Source organism: Actinomyces dentalis DSM 19115 (assembly GCF_000429225.1).
In the GTDB taxonomy this organism is placed as follows: Bacteria; Actinomycetota; Actinomycetes; order Actinomycetales; family Actinomycetaceae; genus Actinomyces; species Actinomyces dentalis.
The window spans coordinates 1-16,797 of the sequence record NZ_AUBL01000066.1; the positions used below are offsets into that span (position 1 = coordinate 1).

Here is a 16,797-nt window from a genome sequence, read left to right on the forward strand (position 1 = left end):
CCGCGCCGATCCCCGCCAGTCCGGGGGCTTTCCTGGTGAGAAAGGCTCACTGTACGAGAAAAAGGGGCGTAGCGGAGGGCGGAGGAGCGTAGCAGAGGGGAAGGGGCGTAGCAGACCCAACCGACGAGTCCCCGGCGGACGCTTCCACGGGCCCGCCCGACGACGGCGGAGGATGGGGGATTCGAACCCCCGAGGGCTTGCACCCAACACGCTTTCCAAGCGTGCGCCATAGGCCACTAGGCGAATCCTCCGGGTGTCCCGCACGGTCAGCGGCGAAGCGCCGGCCGCGTGCGACGGATACGGAATATATCGGACGGCCGCGCGCCGGGGCCAGTCGCCCGCGGTGGCATCGGTCACCCCATCAGCCGGAGCGGAGCCGGGACGGAGTCGGGTACACTCGGGCGCGGCCCCTCGTGCGGCGTCATCCTGTGAACCCCCCCAGGACCGGAAGGTAGCAAGGGTAAGCGGGCTCTGGCGGGTGCACGAGGGGTCCTGCCCCGAGTCCTCCGCCCGGCGGAGCATCGGATCGGAGCAGGGCCGACGGCGGGGCGGCGCTCCGGGACCGAGCACCGGGCGGGCCCCGCGCCGCAGCCTCATGGGGATGCCGGCCCATCGCACGCGACGCGGCTCTCCACCAGTCTTGACCCATGAGAAAGACCCTCAGCGCCCTCGTCCTGCCCGCCGCCCTCCTGTTCGCGCTCGGCCTGTCGGCCTGCAACCCCGACGTTCCGATCTCGGATCCCACTGGTCCCGACGAGGGGGCCACCGCGCCCGCCGAGGGCGGGAGGGCCACCCCCGTCGCCGGCCTCCGAGTCGGCGACTGCTTCAACGACGAGAGCGCCACGGACAGCGACGTCGACAGTGTGGAGGTCGTCGACTGCTCCGCCCCCCACCAGTACGAGGCCTACAACAACCACGACATCCCGGGCTCCGACTTCCCCGAGGGGGAGGCGATGGGCCGGGAGGTCCGCAACGCCTGTTACGACAGCTTCGCGACCTACGTCGGCATCTCCTACGACAATTCAACGTACAGAATCAACTCCTTCAACCCCACCTCCGGGTCCTGGGCCCAGGGCGACCGCACCATCATCTGCACGATCAAGTCCGGGGACGGCTCCCGGATCACCGGCTCCCTCAAGGGCGCGGCCAAGTGATCACCGGCCGGTGAACCGTCCTGTGACGACGCCGGCGCACGCGCCGACGGTGTGGGACACGCCGTATTACGGCCATGGGGACAGCGGCCCATGGCAGCCGATTGAATCGTCTGTCATGGTTGGCCCCATGCGAAAGACAGTTCACGCCATCGCCCTGCCAGTCGCCCTCCTTCTCGCACTCGGCCTGTCGGCCTGCAACAGCAACGAGGTCCCGGTCTCGGAATCCACCGGCTCGGATGAGACGACCACCAGCGCCCACGACGACTCCAGCCAGAAGCCGACCGAGAAGCCCTCCGTGAGGGTCTCCGAGAGGCCCTCCGAGAAGCCTTCCGAGAAGCCCACCACCGGCCCCAAGCCCACCGCGACCGCCTCCACCAAGGGACGCACCATCCACTCCACGGAGCTCCAGGTCGGCGACTGCTTCAGCTTCAACAACAACGACTCCTCGACCCAGGTCGGCGATGTCGAGGTCGTCGACTGCTCCGCCCCCCACCTGTACGAGGTCTACAGCAACTACCAGATCCCCCAGTCGACCTTCCCGGACGAGAACACCATGAAGTCGGAGCAGTACACGGCCTGCCACGACACCTTCGAGACCTACGTGGGCATCCCCTACGACCAGAGCCAGTACGACGCGACCACTCTGACCCCGACCGAGAACTCCTGGGCCCAGGGCGACCACGCCATCACCTGCTTCCTCATGTCCAAGGACGGCTCCCAGCTCACCGGCTCCCTCAAGGGCGCGGCCAAGTAACCGCCCGACCGCGAACGGACGACGACACCGGCGCACGCATCAACGGCGCGGCACCCCGCTCGGGGCGCCGCGCCGTCGGCGCTCCGGGCGCAGACGGGGCGGAGCCCACCCCATGGCACGCGGCGGGATCCTCTGTCATGGTTGGCCCATGCGATCAGTTCACGCTCTCGCCCTGCCGGTCGCCCTTGTGCTCGCGCTGGGCCTGTCGGCCTGCGGCAGCAGCGGCCAGATTCCGATCTCGGAACCCACCAAATCCGCCGGGGAGACCACCGCGTCCACCGACCCCACCTCCAGGCCGACCGAAAGGCCCACCACCCGCAGGCCCACTGAGAGGCCCACCACCTCCAGGCCGACCGGGAGGCCCACCGAGTCGACGCCCACCGCGACCCCCTCCGGAGGCCGGGCCGTCCACTCCACCGACCTCCAGGTCGGCGACTGCTACAACAAGGACACCACGGGCAGCCAGATCGGCGATGTCGAGGTCGTCGACTGCAACATCCCCCACCAGTACGAGGTCTACAACAACTACGAGATCACCCTGTCGACCCTCCCCGACGAGGACACCATGAGCTCGGAGGCCACGACGGCCTGCTCCTCCACCTTCCAGGAGTACGTGGGCATCTCCTACAACCAGAGCCAGTACAAGGCGAGCTATCTGTACCCGACCAGCGGCTCCTGGGCCCAGGGCGACCGCACCATCACCTGCACGATCACCACCTCGGACGGCTCCCTGATCACCGGCTCGCTCAAGGGCGCGGCCAGGTGACCGCCGACCGCCCCGCCCCTCACAGGCGCGCCGGCGCGGCCCCCCGGGCGATGGGCTCGGGCGGGCGGCCGACGGCGCTCTGCGCGTCGCCGTCGGCCCGCTGAGTCATGAAGGCCGTGGAGATCATGAGCTTGAGCCGGTTGAGCTGGTTGACCTCGCTGGCGCCCGGGTCGTAGTCGATGCCGACGATATTGGCCTGCGGGTAGAGGCGCCGGATCTCGCGGAACATGCCCTTGCCCACCACGTGGTTGGGCAGGCACCCGAAGGGCTGGCAGCACACGATGTTCGGGGCGCCGTGCTCGATGAGCTCGACCATCTCGGCCGCGAGCAGCCACCCCTCGCCCGCCTGGTTGCCCAGGCTGAGGATCTTCGAGGCCTTCTGCATCATGACGGCGATGGAGGACTCGACGTCGAAGGTGCCCCCGCAGGCCGCGAGCGCGGCCCGGGCCGGGGCCTGCATCTGCTCCAGGAACCACACGGCGGCCTTCTTCTTGGCCAGGGTGTCCTTCCCGATGCCGTAGGTGTCGGCCTCCCACTGGGCGGTGGCCGGGCCGTTGAGGAAGAAGCCGAGCAGGCCGGGGACGACGGCCTCGCAGCCCTCGGCCTCGATCTGGTCGACGACGTGGTTGTTGGCGTCGGGCTGGAATTTGACCAGGATCTCCCCGACGACGCCCACGCGCGGCTTGCGGGGGATGTCGCGCCTGGGCAGGGCGTCGAACTCGCGCACCATCTCGCGCAGCAGGCGCCGGTAGCCGATCCGCCCGCCCCAGGTGGCGCTGCGCCCCTTGTGCTCGAAGTACTCGCCGATGATCGCGCTCCACCGCTGCGCCAGGCGGTTGGCGGCGCCCGGGCGCGTCTCGTAGGGGCGCACGCGCAGCAGGCAGGTGTTGAGGGTGTCGCCGATGACGATGCCCTGGATCATCTTGAGTCCGAGGGTCGGGGTGAAGCGGAAGCCGGGGTTGTCCTCCAGCCCCTGCAGCGAGATGGCCAGGACCGGCACCTGCGGGTAGCCGGCCTCGCGCAGGCCCTTGCGGAGCATGGCCGCGTAGTTGGTGGCGCGGCACATGCCGCCGGTCTGGGAGATGGCCACGACGCAGCGGTCGGGGTCGTGGGAGCCGTCCTCGAAGGCGCCGATGAGCTGGCCGATGACCATGATGGCGGGGAAGCAGGCGTCGTTGTTGACGTAGCGCAGGCCCACCTCCAGGTCCGCCCTGCTGGCCGACTCCAGCAGCTCGACCTTGTAGCCCAGGCGCCGCATGAGCGGTTCGAGGGGCCGGAAGTGGACCGGGCTCATCTGCGGCATGAGGATCGTGTGGGTGGCTCGCATCTCCTCGGTGAAGAGCGGGGTGGTGGCGGCGGGCAGGGCGCGCGTCGACGGCGCGGGCGGCTGCGGCGCCGTTCGCGGCTCGGGCGCCGCCTCGGCCCCGGCGGCCTTGGCGGCCCCGGCGGTCTTGGCGGTCTCGGACGACGCCGCAGCAGTACCGGCGGTCCCGGCGGTCTTGGCCGGCGCCGCTCCGACGGCCGATGTCGTATCGACCTCGGCGGTCTCGACGGCCCCCGCGGTCCCGGCGGCCTCGACCGCTTCGGCGCCGTCGGTGGTCCCGGCGGCCTGGACGGCCTCGCGCCGGCGGCGCCGGGCCTGCGCGGCGGCGGCCAGGGAGCGCAGGCGGATGGTGGCGGCCCCGAGGTTGGAGACCTCGTCGATCTTGAGGGCGGTGTAGACCCGGTCGGCGCTCTCGAGGATCTCCTGGACCTGGTCGGCGGTCACGGCGTCGACGCCGCAGCCGAAGGAGGTGAGCTGGACGAGCTCCAGGTCCGGATCCCTGGTGACGAGTTCGGCGGCCTGGTAGAGGCGCGAGTGGTAGGCCCACTGGTCGCGCACCCGCAGATCGGGGGCGACGCCGGCGGCGGCCACGGATGTCTCGGGGCTGGGCAGGTCCTCGGCGCGCACGTCAGACCAGTCGGCCGGGGCCTGCGGGTCCTCCTTCTGGCGGCCCAGCCCGCGGCGCAGGGCGGACACCGCGCGGCTCAGGGCGCCGCCGGCCACGGCGCGGCTCAGGGCGGCGTCGTCGTCGGCCGTCTCGCCGGGGGCGGGCTCGGGCAGGATCGAGTCCTCGGACAGGACCGCCATGCCCAGGGTGTTGATGACGTCGGGCACGCCGTGGTTGATCTCGGGGTCGATGTGGTAGGGCCGCCCGGCCAGCACGATGCCCCTGCGCCCGTGCTCGCGCATCCACTCCAGGGTGCGCCGGCCCTCGGCGCGCACGTCGGCCTTGAAGGCGGCGTCCTCGGCGAAGCCCGCGGCCACGGCCCGCCGCGCCTCGGGCAGGGTCACGTCCCAGTCGGCCAGGACCTCGACGAGCCGCTCGGCCAGCTTGGCGGGGTCGGCGAGGTTGAGGAAGGGGGACAGCAGGCGCACGCCGCCGTCCTCGCCGTCCTCGCCGTCCTCGCCGTCCCCGCCGTCGCGGACGGCCTCGACATTGGTGCGGATGACCTCGGGGTAGGTGGCCACGATGGGGCAGTTGAAGTGGTCGTCCGCCCCGGCCACGAGGCGGCGCTCGTAGAAGACGCAGGGGAACCAGATCGTCTTGATGCCCTTGTTGATGAGGAATTGGACGTGACCATGGGAGAGCTTGGCGGGGTAGCAGACGTTCTCGCTGGGGATGGAGTCCATGCCCGACTCGAACAGCTCGTGGTTGGAGCGCCCCGAGATGATGACCCGGAAGCCCAGCTGGGTGAGGATCGTGAACCACAGCGGGTAGTTCTCGTACATGCCCAGCACCCGGGGGATGCCGATCTCGCCGCGCGTGTCCTGCCCCTGGCGCAGGCGCCGGTAGGCGAAGGTGCGCCGGTACTTGTAGTCGTAGAGGTTGGGCATGTCCGACTTCTTGGCGCGCCGCTCCTGGGTGGCGCCGCGCTCGCACCGGTTGCCCGACACGTGGCGCTGGCCGTCGTTGAAGGTCGTGATGGTGAGCTTGCAGTGGTTCTGGCACAGCTTGCACACCGCGGTCTCGGTGGTCAGGCTGAAGCGGGAGAGCTCGGCCAGGGTCATGAGGGCGCCGGGGACGCCGTCGTAGTTCTGGTGGGCGGTCAGCGCCGCCCCGAAGCAGCCCATGAGGCCGGCGATGTCGGGGCGCACGACCTCCCGCCCGGTCAGCAGCTCGAAGGCGCGCAGGACGGCGTCGTTGAGGAAGGTGCCGCCCTGGACGCTGATGCGCTCGCCCAGCTGGGAGGCGTCGCGCAGCTTGATGACCTTGTACAGGGCGTTGCGGACCACGGAGTAGGACAGGCCCGCGCTGATCTCCCCGGGGGTGGCAGCCTCCTTCTGGGCCTGCTTGACCGAGGAGTTCATGAACACGGTGCAGCGGCTGCCCAGGTCCACGGGGTGGGCGGCGTCCAGGGCCGAGGCGGCGAAGTCCTGCACGGAGCGGCCCATGGACTGGGCGAAGGTCTGCAGGAAGGAGCCGCAGCCGGCCGAGCAGGCCTCGTTGACGGAGATGGAGTCGATGGCCCCGCCCCGGATGCGCAGGTACTTCATGTCCTGCCCGCCGATGTCGATGACGCTGGTGACGCCGGGGTTGAGGTGGGCGGCGGCCCGGTAGTGCGCCATGGTCTCCACGACGCCCTCGTCGATGCGCAGCGCCGCCTTGACCAGGCTCTCGCCGTAGCCGGTGACGCAGGAGCGCACGATGCGCACGTGCTCGGGCATCTCGACGTGGACGCGGCGCAGGATCTCGACGGCGGCGGTGACGGGGTCGCCCTCGTTGCCGGCGTAGTGCTCCCACACGATGCGGTCCTCGGGGTCGAGGACCACGGCCTTGATGGTGGTGGATCCGGCGTCGATCCCCAGGAAGCAGTCGACGACGGCGTCGGGGTCCTCCGGCGGGGCGGGCCAGCCCGTGCGGGGCACGGTGGCGCGGGCGTGGCGGGCGCGGAAGGCCTCCAGCTCGTCGTCGTCGGTGAACAGCGGCCGCATGCGGGAGGTGCGCATGGCGCTGGTGTCGCCGGTGCGCAGGCGCTCGGCGAGCTCGGCGAGCGTCGTCGGCTCGCCGCCGGACATGAGGGCGGCGCCGACGGCGACGTAGAGCTGGGCGTCGGGCGGGCAGGTGAAGGCGTCGACCTGCTCGGCCAGGCTGCGCTCGAAGGCGGCCCGCAGCTCGGGCAGGAAGTGCAGCGGCCCGCCCAGGAACATGACGTGGCCGCGGATGGGGCGCCCGCAGGCCAGGCCCGCGATGGTCTGGGTGACGACGGCCTGAAGGACGGAGGCGGCCAGGTCCTCGCCGGCGGCCCCCTGGTTGATCAGCGGCTGGAGGTCGGACTTGGCGAAGACGCCGCAGCGCGAGGCGATGGGGTAGAGGGTCTTGTAGCGCGAGGCCAGCTCGTTGAGCCCGGGGGCGTCGGTGTGCAGGAGCTGGGCCATCTGGTCGATGAAGGCGCCCGTGCCGCCCGCGCAGGTGCCGTTCATGCGCTGCTCGGGGGTGGGGTGGAGGTAGGTGATCTTGGCGTCCTCGCCGCCGAGCTCGATGATGACGTCGGTCTCGGGGTTCTTGGCCTGGACGGTGCGGGTCTCGGCGATGACCTCCTGCACGAAGGGCAGGGCCATGACCTGGGCGAGGGACAGCCCCGCCGAGCCGGTGACGGCGCCGACGACGCGGGCGCGGGGGACCCGCCGCGCGGCCTCCGCCAGGAGGCGGATCACCTCGCCGCGCACGTCCGCGTGGTGGCGGCGGTACTCGGAGTACAGGGGCTCGGGCACGGGCGCGCCCGGGGACGACTCGGGCAGCACGACGAGCTTGACGGTGGTGGAGCCGATGTCCAGGCCCATGCGCAGGACGGGGCCCCCGGCCGGCTCCCCGGACGCCGGCGCGCCGCCGGTGGGCCGGACGCGGGCGGGGAAGGCGGGCATGCCCAGGGGCACGGCCGTCAAGGGCGGTCTGGTCATGGTCATGGCGGCTCCCCTTCCGACCCCGTTCAGGGCTGTGATCCGGAATCGGGCACGACGCTACTGAGAGCGCGACACCGATCTCAACGGCGTTGAAATACCGGCCGGTCCGGGGGCCGGGGCCCGGGCCGAGCGGGCCCGCGATTCCGGGAGAAGGGGCGCGGGCGGCCGGCGCCGGGCGGCGGCGCCGACTCCACGGTGTTGAATATGGAACCCATAGTCTTTCGCAATACCGGACGCCCGGCCGGGCGCCGGCATCCGCCGCCGGCGCTGCGCCTCCCGCGTCCTCGCGCCGCGGAGCGGGCGCGCCGGACCGCCGCCGCGGCGCGCGTGCGAGCGGGCGCCCTAGCCTCAAGGCATGCGCGGCGCAGTCGAGGGGGAAGATGTGGGAACGGCCACGGCGTCCGCGACGGCGGCAGCGGCGTCGGCCGCACCGACCGCCCCCGGCCCCCGGCCCCCGGCCGCCCGCCCGGCGCGGCGACGAGGACCGCGCGGCGGCGCCGGGCGCGGCGAATCCTCCACGCGCGACGCGATCCTCGACGCCGCGCGCGCCTCCTTCCTCTCCCGGGGCTTCGCGGCCACCACGATCCGCGGCGTGGCCCGCACCGCGGAGGTGGACCCGGCGCTGGTCTCCTACTACTTCGGCTCCAAGGGCGACCTGTTCGGCGCCGCCATGAACATGCGCATCCGCGCCGCCGAGGAGATCGCCACGGTGCTGGCCGGCGACCTGCGCAGCGCGGGCCCGCGCCTGGTCCGCCTGGCCATGACCGCCTGGGACGACACCCGCGACGGGGCCGTCTTCCGCGCCCTGCTGCGCTGGGTCGCCACCGACGACGGCGCCCCCGAGGCGGTGCAGGCCTACGCCACCCAGGAGATCGCCACGCCGGTGGCCGCCGCCCTCGAGCAGGCCGGAGTGCCCGGGCCCGGCGCCCGCGAGCGCGCCACCCTGGCCGGCAGCCAGCTCGTCGGCCTGGCCATGATCCGCTACGTCTTCAGGCTCGAGCCCCTGGCCGGCGCCAGCGTCGACCACCTCGTGGACGTCGTCGGGCCGACGATCCAGCACTACCTCACCGGCCCCCTGCCCGCGCACCGCTGACAGCGGCGCCGGTGCGTCGCGCGCCCGCGCGGCCCCGCGGGGACCTCTGCCCGCGCATCGCTGAAAGCGGGCCGCCGGACCGATACGATGAGCGGGTGATCTTCAAGGCCGTGCGCGACAGTGCCCCGTACCCCGACCACGGGGTGACGCGGCAACGGGAGTGGTCGACCATTGCGCCGCGTCAGATCCGCCTGGACCAGCTGACGACGACGCGCTCCACCCTGGACCTGCGCAACCTCCTCGACGACGACTCGACCTTCTTCGGCGACCTGTTCGCCCACGTGGTGTCCTACCGGGGGGAGCTCTACCTGGAGACGGGCCTGCACCGGGCGCTGCGCGCGGCGCTGCAGGGGCGCACCTTCATCCACGCGCGGGTCCTGGAGCTCGGCGAGTCCGGCGTCGCCCTCCTCGCCCCACTTCCCCCCGAGACCGGCGGGAACAGCACGCGGAATCGGCGGAGCTGACGCGCGGGACCAGCCCTCAGCCGGCGAACGCCAGCGGCTCCAGACCCCTCACGCCCACCTCGGCCAGGTACACGCTGCCCGAGGCCGGCTCGACGTCGTCGGGCAGGTTCTCCCGGGACGTCGTGATGTACAGCCGGTCCAGGTCCTCCCCGCCGAAGGTGCAGGCCGTCACCTTGTTCACCGGCAGCTCCACGACCTCGCTCAGCCGCCCCTGGGCGTCGTAGCGCCTCACCGCGCTGCCGCGGTGCAGGGCCACCCACACCCCGCCCTCGGCGTCGACGCACAGGCCGTCGGGCTTGCCGGCCCACTCCTCGATCTCGACGAAGGGCCGCGGATTCACCAGCCCCGCCCGCGCGTCGTAGTCGAAGACGGTCACCGTGCGCGTGGGCGTGTCCGTCCAGTAGCCGAGCGCGCCGTCCGGGCTGAAGCCCAGGCCGTTGGCGGTGGTCGCCCCGCCCCAGGCGCGCACCGGCCTGGTCCCCGGCCCGTCCCAGCGGTACACGCTCGCCGCGCCGACGGTCCTGCGGTAGGACATGGTGCCGATCCAGAAGCGGCCGTCGGGGTCGCAGCCGCCCTCGTTCGTGCGCATGGAGAGGTCGTCGTAGAGGCGCACGACCTCCTTCAGATCGCTCAGGTCCTCCGCCCGCCCCAGCGCCAGGCCGCGCTCGGTGGCGACGATCGCGCCGCCGCCCGCGCGGGGCCGGATCACCGAGGCGACCGGCGAGGGCACCGGCAGACGGCGGTAGCCGCGCCCGCCCCCCTCGTCGAGCTCGATGACGGAGCCGGCGAGCATGTCCACGAAGCGCAATCGCCCCGTGGCCGGCCACCAGCAGGGGCCCTCGCCGTGGTGGGAGATCGTGTCGGTGATGCGCTGCGCCTTCATGGGGCAACCCTACGGCCCGACGGCGCCGCGGTCACCACCGATCCGTCAGGGACGGGGGCGCCGGCCGCCCGCACCGGCTTCTCCGCCCGCCCGGGCGCGCGCCGGCCGCCGTCGGGCTTCCGACGGCGGCCGGCGATTCGGCGCTGCACCACTGCTCCCGGCGCGCCGGGCCGGGGAGTATTCGGTCTCAGCCGGCGACGGAGGCGCGGTAGACGGCCTCGATGGTGGAGTCGAGCGTCGCGTCGAACTCCTCCTGGCTCTGGGCGTCGCTCAGGCCCTCCAGCAGGGCGCGCGAGAAGCTCGCGATGAGACCGGGGTTGCGGGCCAGGCGCGCGTTGGCGTCCTCGCGCTCGTAACCGCCGGACAGGGCGACCACGCGCATGACGCGCGGGTGCCTCATGAGCTCGCCGTAGCGGCCGTCGACGCTGGGGATGGTCACCTTGAGCATGACGTCGTCGCCGTCGGGCAGGGCGTCGAGGCGCTCGGTCAGCGCCGCGATCAGCAGCTCCTCGGCCTCGGCCTTGTCAGGGGCGTGGATGTCCACCTCGGGCTCGATGATGGGGACCAGGCCCTTGGCGAGGATCCGCCCGGCCACCTCGAACTGCTGGTCGACGACGTCGCGCACGCCCCGCGGGTCGGCGCCCAGGATGACCGAGCGCATCTTGGTGCCGAAGATCCCGGCGGCCACGGCGCGATCGAGCAGCGCGTCGAGCTGGGGCATGGGCTTCATGATCTTGGCGCGGTGGGCCTCGTCGGCCAGGCCCTTGTCCACCTTGAGGAAGGGGACGACGCCCTTGACCCCCCACAGGTACTCGGCGGTGGGACGGCCCTCGATCTGCCCGTCCATGGTGCGCTCGAAGAGGATGGCGCCCAGGATCCGCTCGGAGGTGAAGGCCCTGGAGGTGATGACGCGGGTGCGCATGGCGTGGACGAGGTCGAACATCTCCGCCTCGTCGGAGTAGCGCTCCGGGCCGACGCCGTAGGCGGCCAGGGCCTTGGGCGTCGAGCCCCCGGACTGGTCGAGGGCGGCGATGAAGCCCTTCCCGTTGCGCATCTTGTCGGCTTGTTCGGTGTTCACGGTTCCTCCTTCGAGCCTTCGCGGCGCGCCGCGGACCGTCCGCGGTCGGGCCCCGGAACTCCGAACCAGTCTACATGAGAACGATCCTCATGTGCGCTCCCGGCGGGGCGCGGTGCTGCCCCGGACCACGAGTTCGGTGGGGATGAGGATCTGCCGCTCCCCGCCCGCCGCGCCGGAGTCCACCTGCTCCAGGACCAGCCGGACCATCTCCTCCCCCGCCCGGCGGAAGTCCTGGCGCACCGTGGTCAGGGGCGGGAAGCTGTACTCCCCCAGGGACAGGCCGTCGAAGCCGACCACCGACACGTCCCGGGGGACGCGCCGCCCCCGCTCGTGCATGGCGCGGATGAGGCCGATCGCCGCCTCGTCGTTGGCGCAGAAGACCGCCGTCACCCGCGGGTCGGCCGCCAGGCGCTCCCCGGCCGCGTAGCCGCTGGCCGCGGTCCAGTCCCCCTGCACGGGCTCGGGCGGCTCGATGCCGGACTCCCTGAGGCGGGCGGCCCACGTGGCCGAGCGGATGAGGGCGGACTGGGAGTCCTGCGGCCCGGTGACGTGGTGGACCTCGCGGTGGCCGAGGCCCAGGAGGTGGTCGACGGCGGCCCGCGTCCCCCGCACCTGGTCCGCCGAGGCGGAGGGGTAGTAGCCCACGAGGGCGGAGTCGGACACCGCCACCGGCACGTCCGCGGGCAGGACCAGGTGCCGGCTGTCGGCGCGGCCCGCCTGGACCACGACCAGGCCGTCGACGCCCTGGTGGGCCAGGTGCAGCACGGCGGTGCGCATGTCCTCGGAGGCCGGGCGCTCCACCTGGATCATCGAGACCGTGTATCCGGCCCTCCAGGCCGCCGCGAGCACGCCCTCGGTGGTCAGGGCCTCGCCGGTGCGCTCGATGTGCTGGGTGACGACCCCGATGGTGCGGAAGGATCCCCGCCGCAGCGCCTGGGCGGCGCGATTGGGCGAGTAGCCGAGTCGCTCCATGGCGCGCAGCACCTTCTCGCGCGTATCCGCCCGCACATTGCGGGCCCCTCCGGAGACCCGCGAGACCGTCTGCGTCGAGACTCCGGCCAGACGGGCGACGTCGGCGACCGACGGCGCCCCGCCGGATCGCCCTCGCCGCGGCCGTTGCGTCCCGCCCATGGACGGAGGCTATCAAGCGCCCGGGGCGGGCTTGCGGATCCCGAATGTTAACGACATTGGCATAGAACTTCATCACGGTGCAAGTCCATTGCATAATCCTTCGATCACAAGGATCGAACACCTTCTAGCCAATATCCGCTCCGTATGTTAACGTCGACATTGCGAGTTCGCTTCCGCCCCGTCCCGGGCACGACGACGTCGTCCGCCCGCCGCTCGGGGATCCCGGCCGGCCCCTCGCCCCACCACAACCCGCGCCACACCAGGAGCCCCCATGGCGATCGTCCCCAGGCACTACGAGGACCTCGACGTCCTCCACGAGAACACACTCCCGCCGCGCGCCTACTACGTGCCCGCCTCCACCGCCGTCGACCCCGGGCCCCGGGCCCGCGAGCGCTCCGACCGCCTGCGCCTGCTCAACGGCCGGTGGGCGTTCGCCTACCACCGGAGCATCCACGAACTGACCGAGCCCTTCTGGGAGCGCGCCACCCCCCTGGAGGGCATGGACCGCGTGTCCGTGCCAGGCACCTGGCAGCACCAGGGCTACGACCGCCACCAGTACACCAATATCCGCTACCCCATCCCGCTGGACCCGCCCCTCGTCCCCCAGGACAACCCCTGCGCCGTCTACCTGCGCGACTTCGAGCACGCGGCGGACCCGGACGCGCCGCGGACCCACCTGGTCTTCGAGGGCGTGGACTCCTGCTTCTACGTGTGGCTCAACGGCCGCTACATCGGCTACAGCCAGGTCTCCCACGCCACCAGCGAGTTCGACGTCACCGGCGCCGTCGAGCCGGGGACCAACCGCCTGGCCGTCCTCGTGCTCAAGTGGTGCGACGGCACCTACCTGGAGGACCAGGACAAGTTCCGCACCTCCGGCATCTTCCGCGACGTCTACCTGCTGTCCCGCCCGGAGTCGGCGCTGTTCGACTACTCCGTCACGACGGCGCTGGGCCCCGACGCCGCCACCGTCACCGTGAGCGCCGCCTTCCTCGGCTCCCCCGCGCCCGCCGCGCTGAGCCTGCACGACGCCGAGGGCGGCCTGGTCGCCAGCGGCTCGCTCGCGCCCGTCGGCGCCGGCGAGGGCACCGACGACGATGCCGGCGATGGCGACGTCGTCGGGCCGACCCACCGGGCCGAGTTGACGGTGGCCGACCCCCGCCCGTGGAACCCCGAGGACCCCTACCTCTACACCCTGACCATCTCGACGGACCACGAGGTCATCACCGACCGTGTGGGCCTGCGCGAGGTCGATATCGCCGACGTCGTCCTGCGCCTGAACGGGCGGCCCCTGACCCTGCGCGGGGTCAACCGCCACGACTCCGACCCCGTCACCGGCCCGGCGGTCGACCTGGAGCACATGGAGCGGGACCTGGCCCTGATGAAGCGGCACAACATCAACGCGGTGCGCTCCTCCCACTACCCCAACGACCCGCGCTTCTACCAGCTGTGCGACGAGTACGGCCTCGTCGTCATGTCCGAGGCCGACGTCGAGAGCCACGGCACCCAGGCCCGGGTGCTGGCGGACCCCTCCTGGCCCAGCCAGGTCGAGCACTGGAACGAGCCGATCGCGGACAACCCGGCCTGGACGGAGGCCACCCTGGACCGGGTACGCAGCTGCGTCATCCGGGAGCGCAACCGGCCCAGCATCATCGCCTGGTCGGCCGGCAACGAGTGCGGCTACGGCTGCACCTTCGAGGCCGCGCTGAAGTGGATCAAGCAGTTCGACCCCACCCGCGTCACCCACTACGAGAGCGCCTACTACCGCGACTCCAAGCGCACCTACGACTACTCCAATATCGACCTGTACTCCCGCATGTACCCGGCCCTGGAGGAGATCCGCGACTACCTCGACTCCGATCCGGACAAGCCCTTCATCCTGGTCGAGTACTGCCACGCCATGGGCAACGGCCCCGGCGACCTGGAGAACTACTGGGAGATGATCCTGACCGAGGACCGCATGTGCGGCGGCTTCGTGTGGGAGTGGTGCGACCACACGGTGCGCGCCGGCACCACCGACGACGGCCGGCCGATCCACCTGTACGGCGGCGACCACGGCGAGGAGCTGCACGACTCCAACTTCTGCGTGGACGGGCTGGTCTCCTCCGAGCGCGTGCCGCACGCGGGGCTGAGGGAGCTGTGGAACGTCCAGCGCCCCGCGCGCGTGGTCGCCTACGACCAGGTGCGCGGGGAGCTGACCATCCGCAACCTCCTCGACTTCACCGACCTCGACCAGTACGCGGCCCTGTCCTACGAGCTGGTGCGCGACGGCGTCGTCATCGACTCCGGGCCCCTGGAGCTGCCGGGCCCCGTCCCGCCGCACGCCGTCGCGACGCTGCCCTGCGCGCCGGGCGTGCCGCCGTCGGGCCGATGCCACCTGGTGATCGTCTCCCGGCTGCGGCGGGCGACGGCGCTGCTGGAGTCCGGGCACATGCTCGGCTTCGACGAGATCCCCCTGGACAACGCCGACCCCCGCCCCCGCGCGGTCGCGGACCTGGACTGGACGACGGCGCCCGCCGGCGCCGTCGAGGTCGAGCAGGAGGGGTGCGACCTCGTTGTGAGCGGCGGGGGGACCGTCGTCGTCATCGACACCCGCACCGGCCTGCCGCGGTCCCTGCGCGCGGGCGGGCGCGAGCTGCTGGAGCGCCCCGCGGAGCTCAACATCTGGCGGGCCCCCACGGACAACGACCGGCACGTGCGCGAGCAGTGGCAGAGGGCCGGATACGACCGCGCCGCCGCCCGGGCCCGCTCCGCGCGGGTGGACCGCCGCACGGGCGCGGTCGTCGTGCGCGCCGACGTGTCGGTGGCCGCCGCCGCCGTCCAGCCCGCCCTGACCGTGCGGGCCGAGTGGACCCTGACCGCCTCCGGGCACCTGGGCGTGCGGCTGCGCGCCCGCCGGACCGAGGGCTTCCCCGTCCTGCCGCGCTTCGGCCTGCGCCTGTTCCTGCCCGAGAGCCTGGACCGGGTCGCCTACTGCGGGCTGGGGCCGGGCGAGAGCTACGTCGACAAGCGCCGCTCCTGCCGCCACGGCGAGTTCCGCACCACGGTCGCGGCGCTGCACGAGGGGTACCTGCGCCCGCAGGAGAACGGCAGCCGCGCCGACTGCGACAGCCTCGTCCTGTCCGGCGACGGCGCCCCGGGGCTGAGCGTCGTGGGACTGCGGCCCTTCTCCTTCAACGCCTCCGCCTACACCCAGGAGGAGCTCACGGCGCGCGCCCACGACGTCGAGCTCACCGCGTGCGGCAGCACCGTGCTGTGCCTGGACGGCGCCATGGCGGGCATCGGCTCGGCCAGCTGCGGCCCCGAGCTCCTCCCCCGCTACCGGGTCGACGGCGAGGAGCTCGACCTCGACCTGGTCCTCCTGCCCGACCCCCCGTCCTCCGACCCGATCCCGGCGCACAACTGAGGTGACCCGATGAACGAGAAGAAGTACCTGAAGTGGTACAACAAGGTGGGCTACGGCTCCGGCGATATCGCCGGGAACGTGGTCTACGTGCTCCTGTCGACCTTCGTCATGTTCTATCTGACGAACACGGCCGGACTCAATGCGGGCGTGATCGGCACCCTCATGATGCTCGCGCGCATCTTCGACGGCGTGTCCGACATCTTCTTCGGCACCGTCATCGACAAGACGCGCACCCGCATGGGGCGGGCCCGGCCGTGGATGCTGTGGGCCTTCTTCGGGTGCGCCGCCATGATCGTGGCCATCTTCGCGATCCCCGCCTCCCTGGGGGACAACGCCAAGTACGCCTGGTTCTTCATCACCTACGTCCTGCTCAACGCGGGCTTCTACACCGCCAATAACATCGCCTACTCCACGCTGACGGCGCTCATCACCAAGAACAGCGACGAGCGCGTCCAGATGGGCTCCATCCGCTTCATCTTCGCCTTCGGCACGAGCCTGCTCATCCAGACCTTCACCGTCAAGGGCGTCGAGTTCCTCGGCGGCGGAGCGCAGGGCTGGCGCACCATTGCGATCATCTACGCGCTCATCGGGCTGGCGGCCAACACCCTGTCCGTCATGTCCGTGCGCGAGCTGCCCGCCTCCGAACTGGAGGACCGGTCCGACGGCGAGGAGAGCCCGGGCGCCGACGAGCGGGAGACCGACGCCGAGGAGGGCGCGGGCGAAGACAAGCCCACCGCCCGGGAGTCCGCCCGGCTGCTCCTGGGCAACCGGTACTACCTCATCATCCTGGTCGTCTTCATCCTCACCCAGGTGTACAGCGCGATCCTCAATGAGCCTTTCTCACCAGGGTTCGTGTCAGGAATCGCGCCAGAGGGTGATGATGACGAGGGCGGCGGCCATGATCGTGGTGATGGCGGCGGGGTCGAGGGAGACTCGTTGCAGGGCCCTGAAGTGCTTGAACATGGCATTGGCCCTCTCGGCCGGGGCCCGCATGGCGGACAGCAGGTTGTTGCGGGTCTCCTCGTCCGGTGTCGGGCAGGGGTTCTTCGTGGGGGTCAGCACGCCGATCCCCGCCCCCTGGTACCCCTTGTCGGCCAGCACCGGCATCCCCAACCAGGCCGACCGG

General features: G+C 72.0%; 11 protein-coding genes, 1 tRNA gene, 1 other RNA gene and 1 pseudogene. 8 read left to right on the plus strand and 6 right to left on the minus strand.

Features of this window, described 5'->3' with window-relative positions:
• Positions 1-166: 166 nt before the first annotated feature.
• Positions 167-251, minus strand: a tRNA-Ser gene (locus tag G446_RS0112415).
• A 151-nt stretch (positions 252-402) separates the two neighbouring features.
• On the opposite strand from G446_RS0112415, the gene ffs reads away from it, so the two are divergent.
• The 4 genes from ffs to G446_RS0112430 all read left to right on the plus strand — a co-directional run bounded on the left by ffs (position 403) and on the right by G446_RS0112430 (position 2,674).
• Positions 403-498: signal recognition particle sRNA small type (gene ffs / locus G446_RS19495), an RNA gene on the plus strand.
• A gap of 149 nt (positions 499-647) precedes the next feature.
• Positions 648-1,154, plus strand: a complete 507-nt coding sequence (locus G446_RS0112420) for a septum formation family protein (protein ID WP_026410381.1) — start codon at positions 648-650, stop codon at positions 1,152-1,154.
• Positions 1,155-1,281: 127 nt separating this feature from the next.
• Positions 1,282-1,908, plus strand: a complete 627-nt coding sequence (locus tag G446_RS18900) for a septum formation family protein (protein WP_051285994.1) — start codon at positions 1,282-1,284, stop codon at positions 1,906-1,908.
• A gap of 148 nt (positions 1,909-2,056) precedes the next feature.
• Positions 2,057-2,674 (plus strand): septum formation family protein, encoded by a 618-nt coding sequence (locus G446_RS0112430; RefSeq protein WP_169721292.1) that lies wholly within the window; start codon positions 2,057-2,059, stop codon positions 2,672-2,674.
• 19 nt (positions 2,675-2,693) lie between these two features.
• Here the strand turns inward: G446_RS0112430 and G446_RS17845 are convergent, their stop codons facing one another.
• Positions 2,694-7,499 carry an acyl-CoA dehydratase activase-related protein gene (locus G446_RS17845; protein WP_156916670.1) on the minus strand — a complete coding sequence of 1,602 codons (4,806 nt, stop codon included), beginning with the start codon at positions 7,497-7,499 and terminating at the stop codon, positions 2,694-2,696.
• A 475-nt stretch (positions 7,500-7,974) separates the two neighbouring features.
• Between G446_RS17845 and G446_RS17850 the strand changes: the two genes are divergently transcribed.
• Together G446_RS17850 and G446_RS0112445 are read left to right on the plus strand one after the other, a co-directional pair.
• Positions 7,975-8,712, plus strand: coding sequence for a TetR/AcrR family transcriptional regulator (locus G446_RS17850; protein WP_084779236.1), 738 nt, complete (start codon positions 7,975-7,977; stop codon positions 8,710-8,712).
• 95 nt (positions 8,713-8,807) lie between these two features.
• Positions 8,808-9,176 carry a transcriptional regulator gene (locus G446_RS0112445; RefSeq protein WP_026410384.1) on the plus strand — a complete coding sequence of 123 codons (369 nt, stop codon included), beginning with the start codon at positions 8,808-8,810 and terminating at the stop codon, positions 9,174-9,176.
• Positions 9,177-9,192: 16 nt separating this feature from the next.
• Here the strand turns inward: G446_RS0112445 and G446_RS0112450 are convergent, their stop codons facing one another.
• The 3 genes from G446_RS0112450 to G446_RS0112460 all read right to left on the minus strand — a co-directional run bounded on the left by G446_RS0112450 (position 9,193) and on the right by G446_RS0112460 (position 12,268).
• Positions 9,193-10,059, minus strand: a complete 867-nt coding sequence (locus G446_RS0112450) for an SMP-30/gluconolactonase/LRE family protein (protein WP_026410385.1) — start codon at positions 10,057-10,059, stop codon at positions 9,193-9,195.
• Positions 10,060-10,246: 187 nt separating this feature from the next.
• On the minus strand, positions 10,247-11,137 hold the full coding sequence (locus G446_RS0112455; protein ID WP_026410386.1) for a fructose bisphosphate aldolase: 891 nt from the start codon (positions 11,135-11,137) through the stop codon (positions 10,247-10,249).
• Positions 11,138-11,224: 87 nt separating this feature from the next.
• Complete coding sequence (locus tag G446_RS0112460; RefSeq protein WP_051285996.1) at positions 11,225-12,268, minus strand: LacI family DNA-binding transcriptional regulator; 1,044 nt, start codon at positions 12,266-12,268, stop codon at positions 11,225-11,227.
• A gap of 271 nt (positions 12,269-12,539) precedes the next feature.
• Here G446_RS0112460 and G446_RS0112465 point away from each other — a divergent pair, with 271 nt between their 5' ends.
• Together G446_RS0112465 and G446_RS17855 are read left to right on the plus strand one after the other, a co-directional pair.
• Positions 12,540-15,671 (plus strand): glycoside hydrolase family 2 TIM barrel-domain containing protein, encoded by a 3,132-nt coding sequence (locus tag G446_RS0112465; RefSeq protein WP_026410388.1) that lies wholly within the window; start codon positions 12,540-12,542, stop codon positions 15,669-15,671.
• Between the two features lie 9 nt (positions 15,672-15,680).
• A pseudogene (locus G446_RS17855) lies at positions 15,681-16,502 on the plus strand (MFS transporter); the annotation flags it as partial.
• 24 nt (positions 16,503-16,526) lie between these two features.
• On the opposite strand, the gene G446_RS19500 reads toward G446_RS17855, so the two are convergent.
• Positions 16,527-16,797, minus strand: a 271-nt coding sequence (locus G446_RS19500) for a transposase family protein (RefSeq protein WP_245574704.1), incomplete at its 5' end; no start/stop codon positions are given.

Bases quoted from the DNA above. Each gene is read 5' to 3' on its own strand.
- G446_RS0112420 (WP_026410381.1), top strand. From the start codon at position 648: ATGAGAAAGACCCTCAGCGCCCTCGTCCTGCCCGCCGCCCTCCTGTTC.
- G446_RS18900 (WP_051285994.1), top strand. From the start codon at position 1,282: ATGCGAAAGACAGTTCACGCCATCGCCCTGCCAGTCGCCCTCCTTCTC.
- G446_RS0112430 (WP_169721292.1), top strand. From the start codon at position 2,057: ATGCGATCAGTTCACGCTCTCGCCCTGCCGGTCGCCCTTGTGCTCGCG.
- G446_RS17845 (WP_156916670.1), bottom strand. From the start codon at position 7,499: ATGGGCCTGGACATCGGCTCCACCACCGTCAAGCTCGTCGTGCTGCCC.
- G446_RS17850 (WP_084779236.1), top strand. From the start codon at position 7,975: ATGCGCGGCGCAGTCGAGGGGGAAGATGTGGGAACGGCCACGGCGTCC.
- G446_RS0112450 (WP_026410385.1), bottom strand. From the start codon at position 10,059: ATGAAGGCGCAGCGCATCACCGACACGATCTCCCACCACGGCGAGGGC.
- G446_RS0112460 (WP_051285996.1), bottom strand. From the start codon at position 12,268: ATGGGCGGGACGCAACGGCCGCGGCGAGGGCGATCCGGCGGGGCGCCG.
- G446_RS0112465 (WP_026410388.1), top strand. From the start codon at position 12,540: ATGGCGATCGTCCCCAGGCACTACGAGGACCTCGACGTCCTCCACGAG.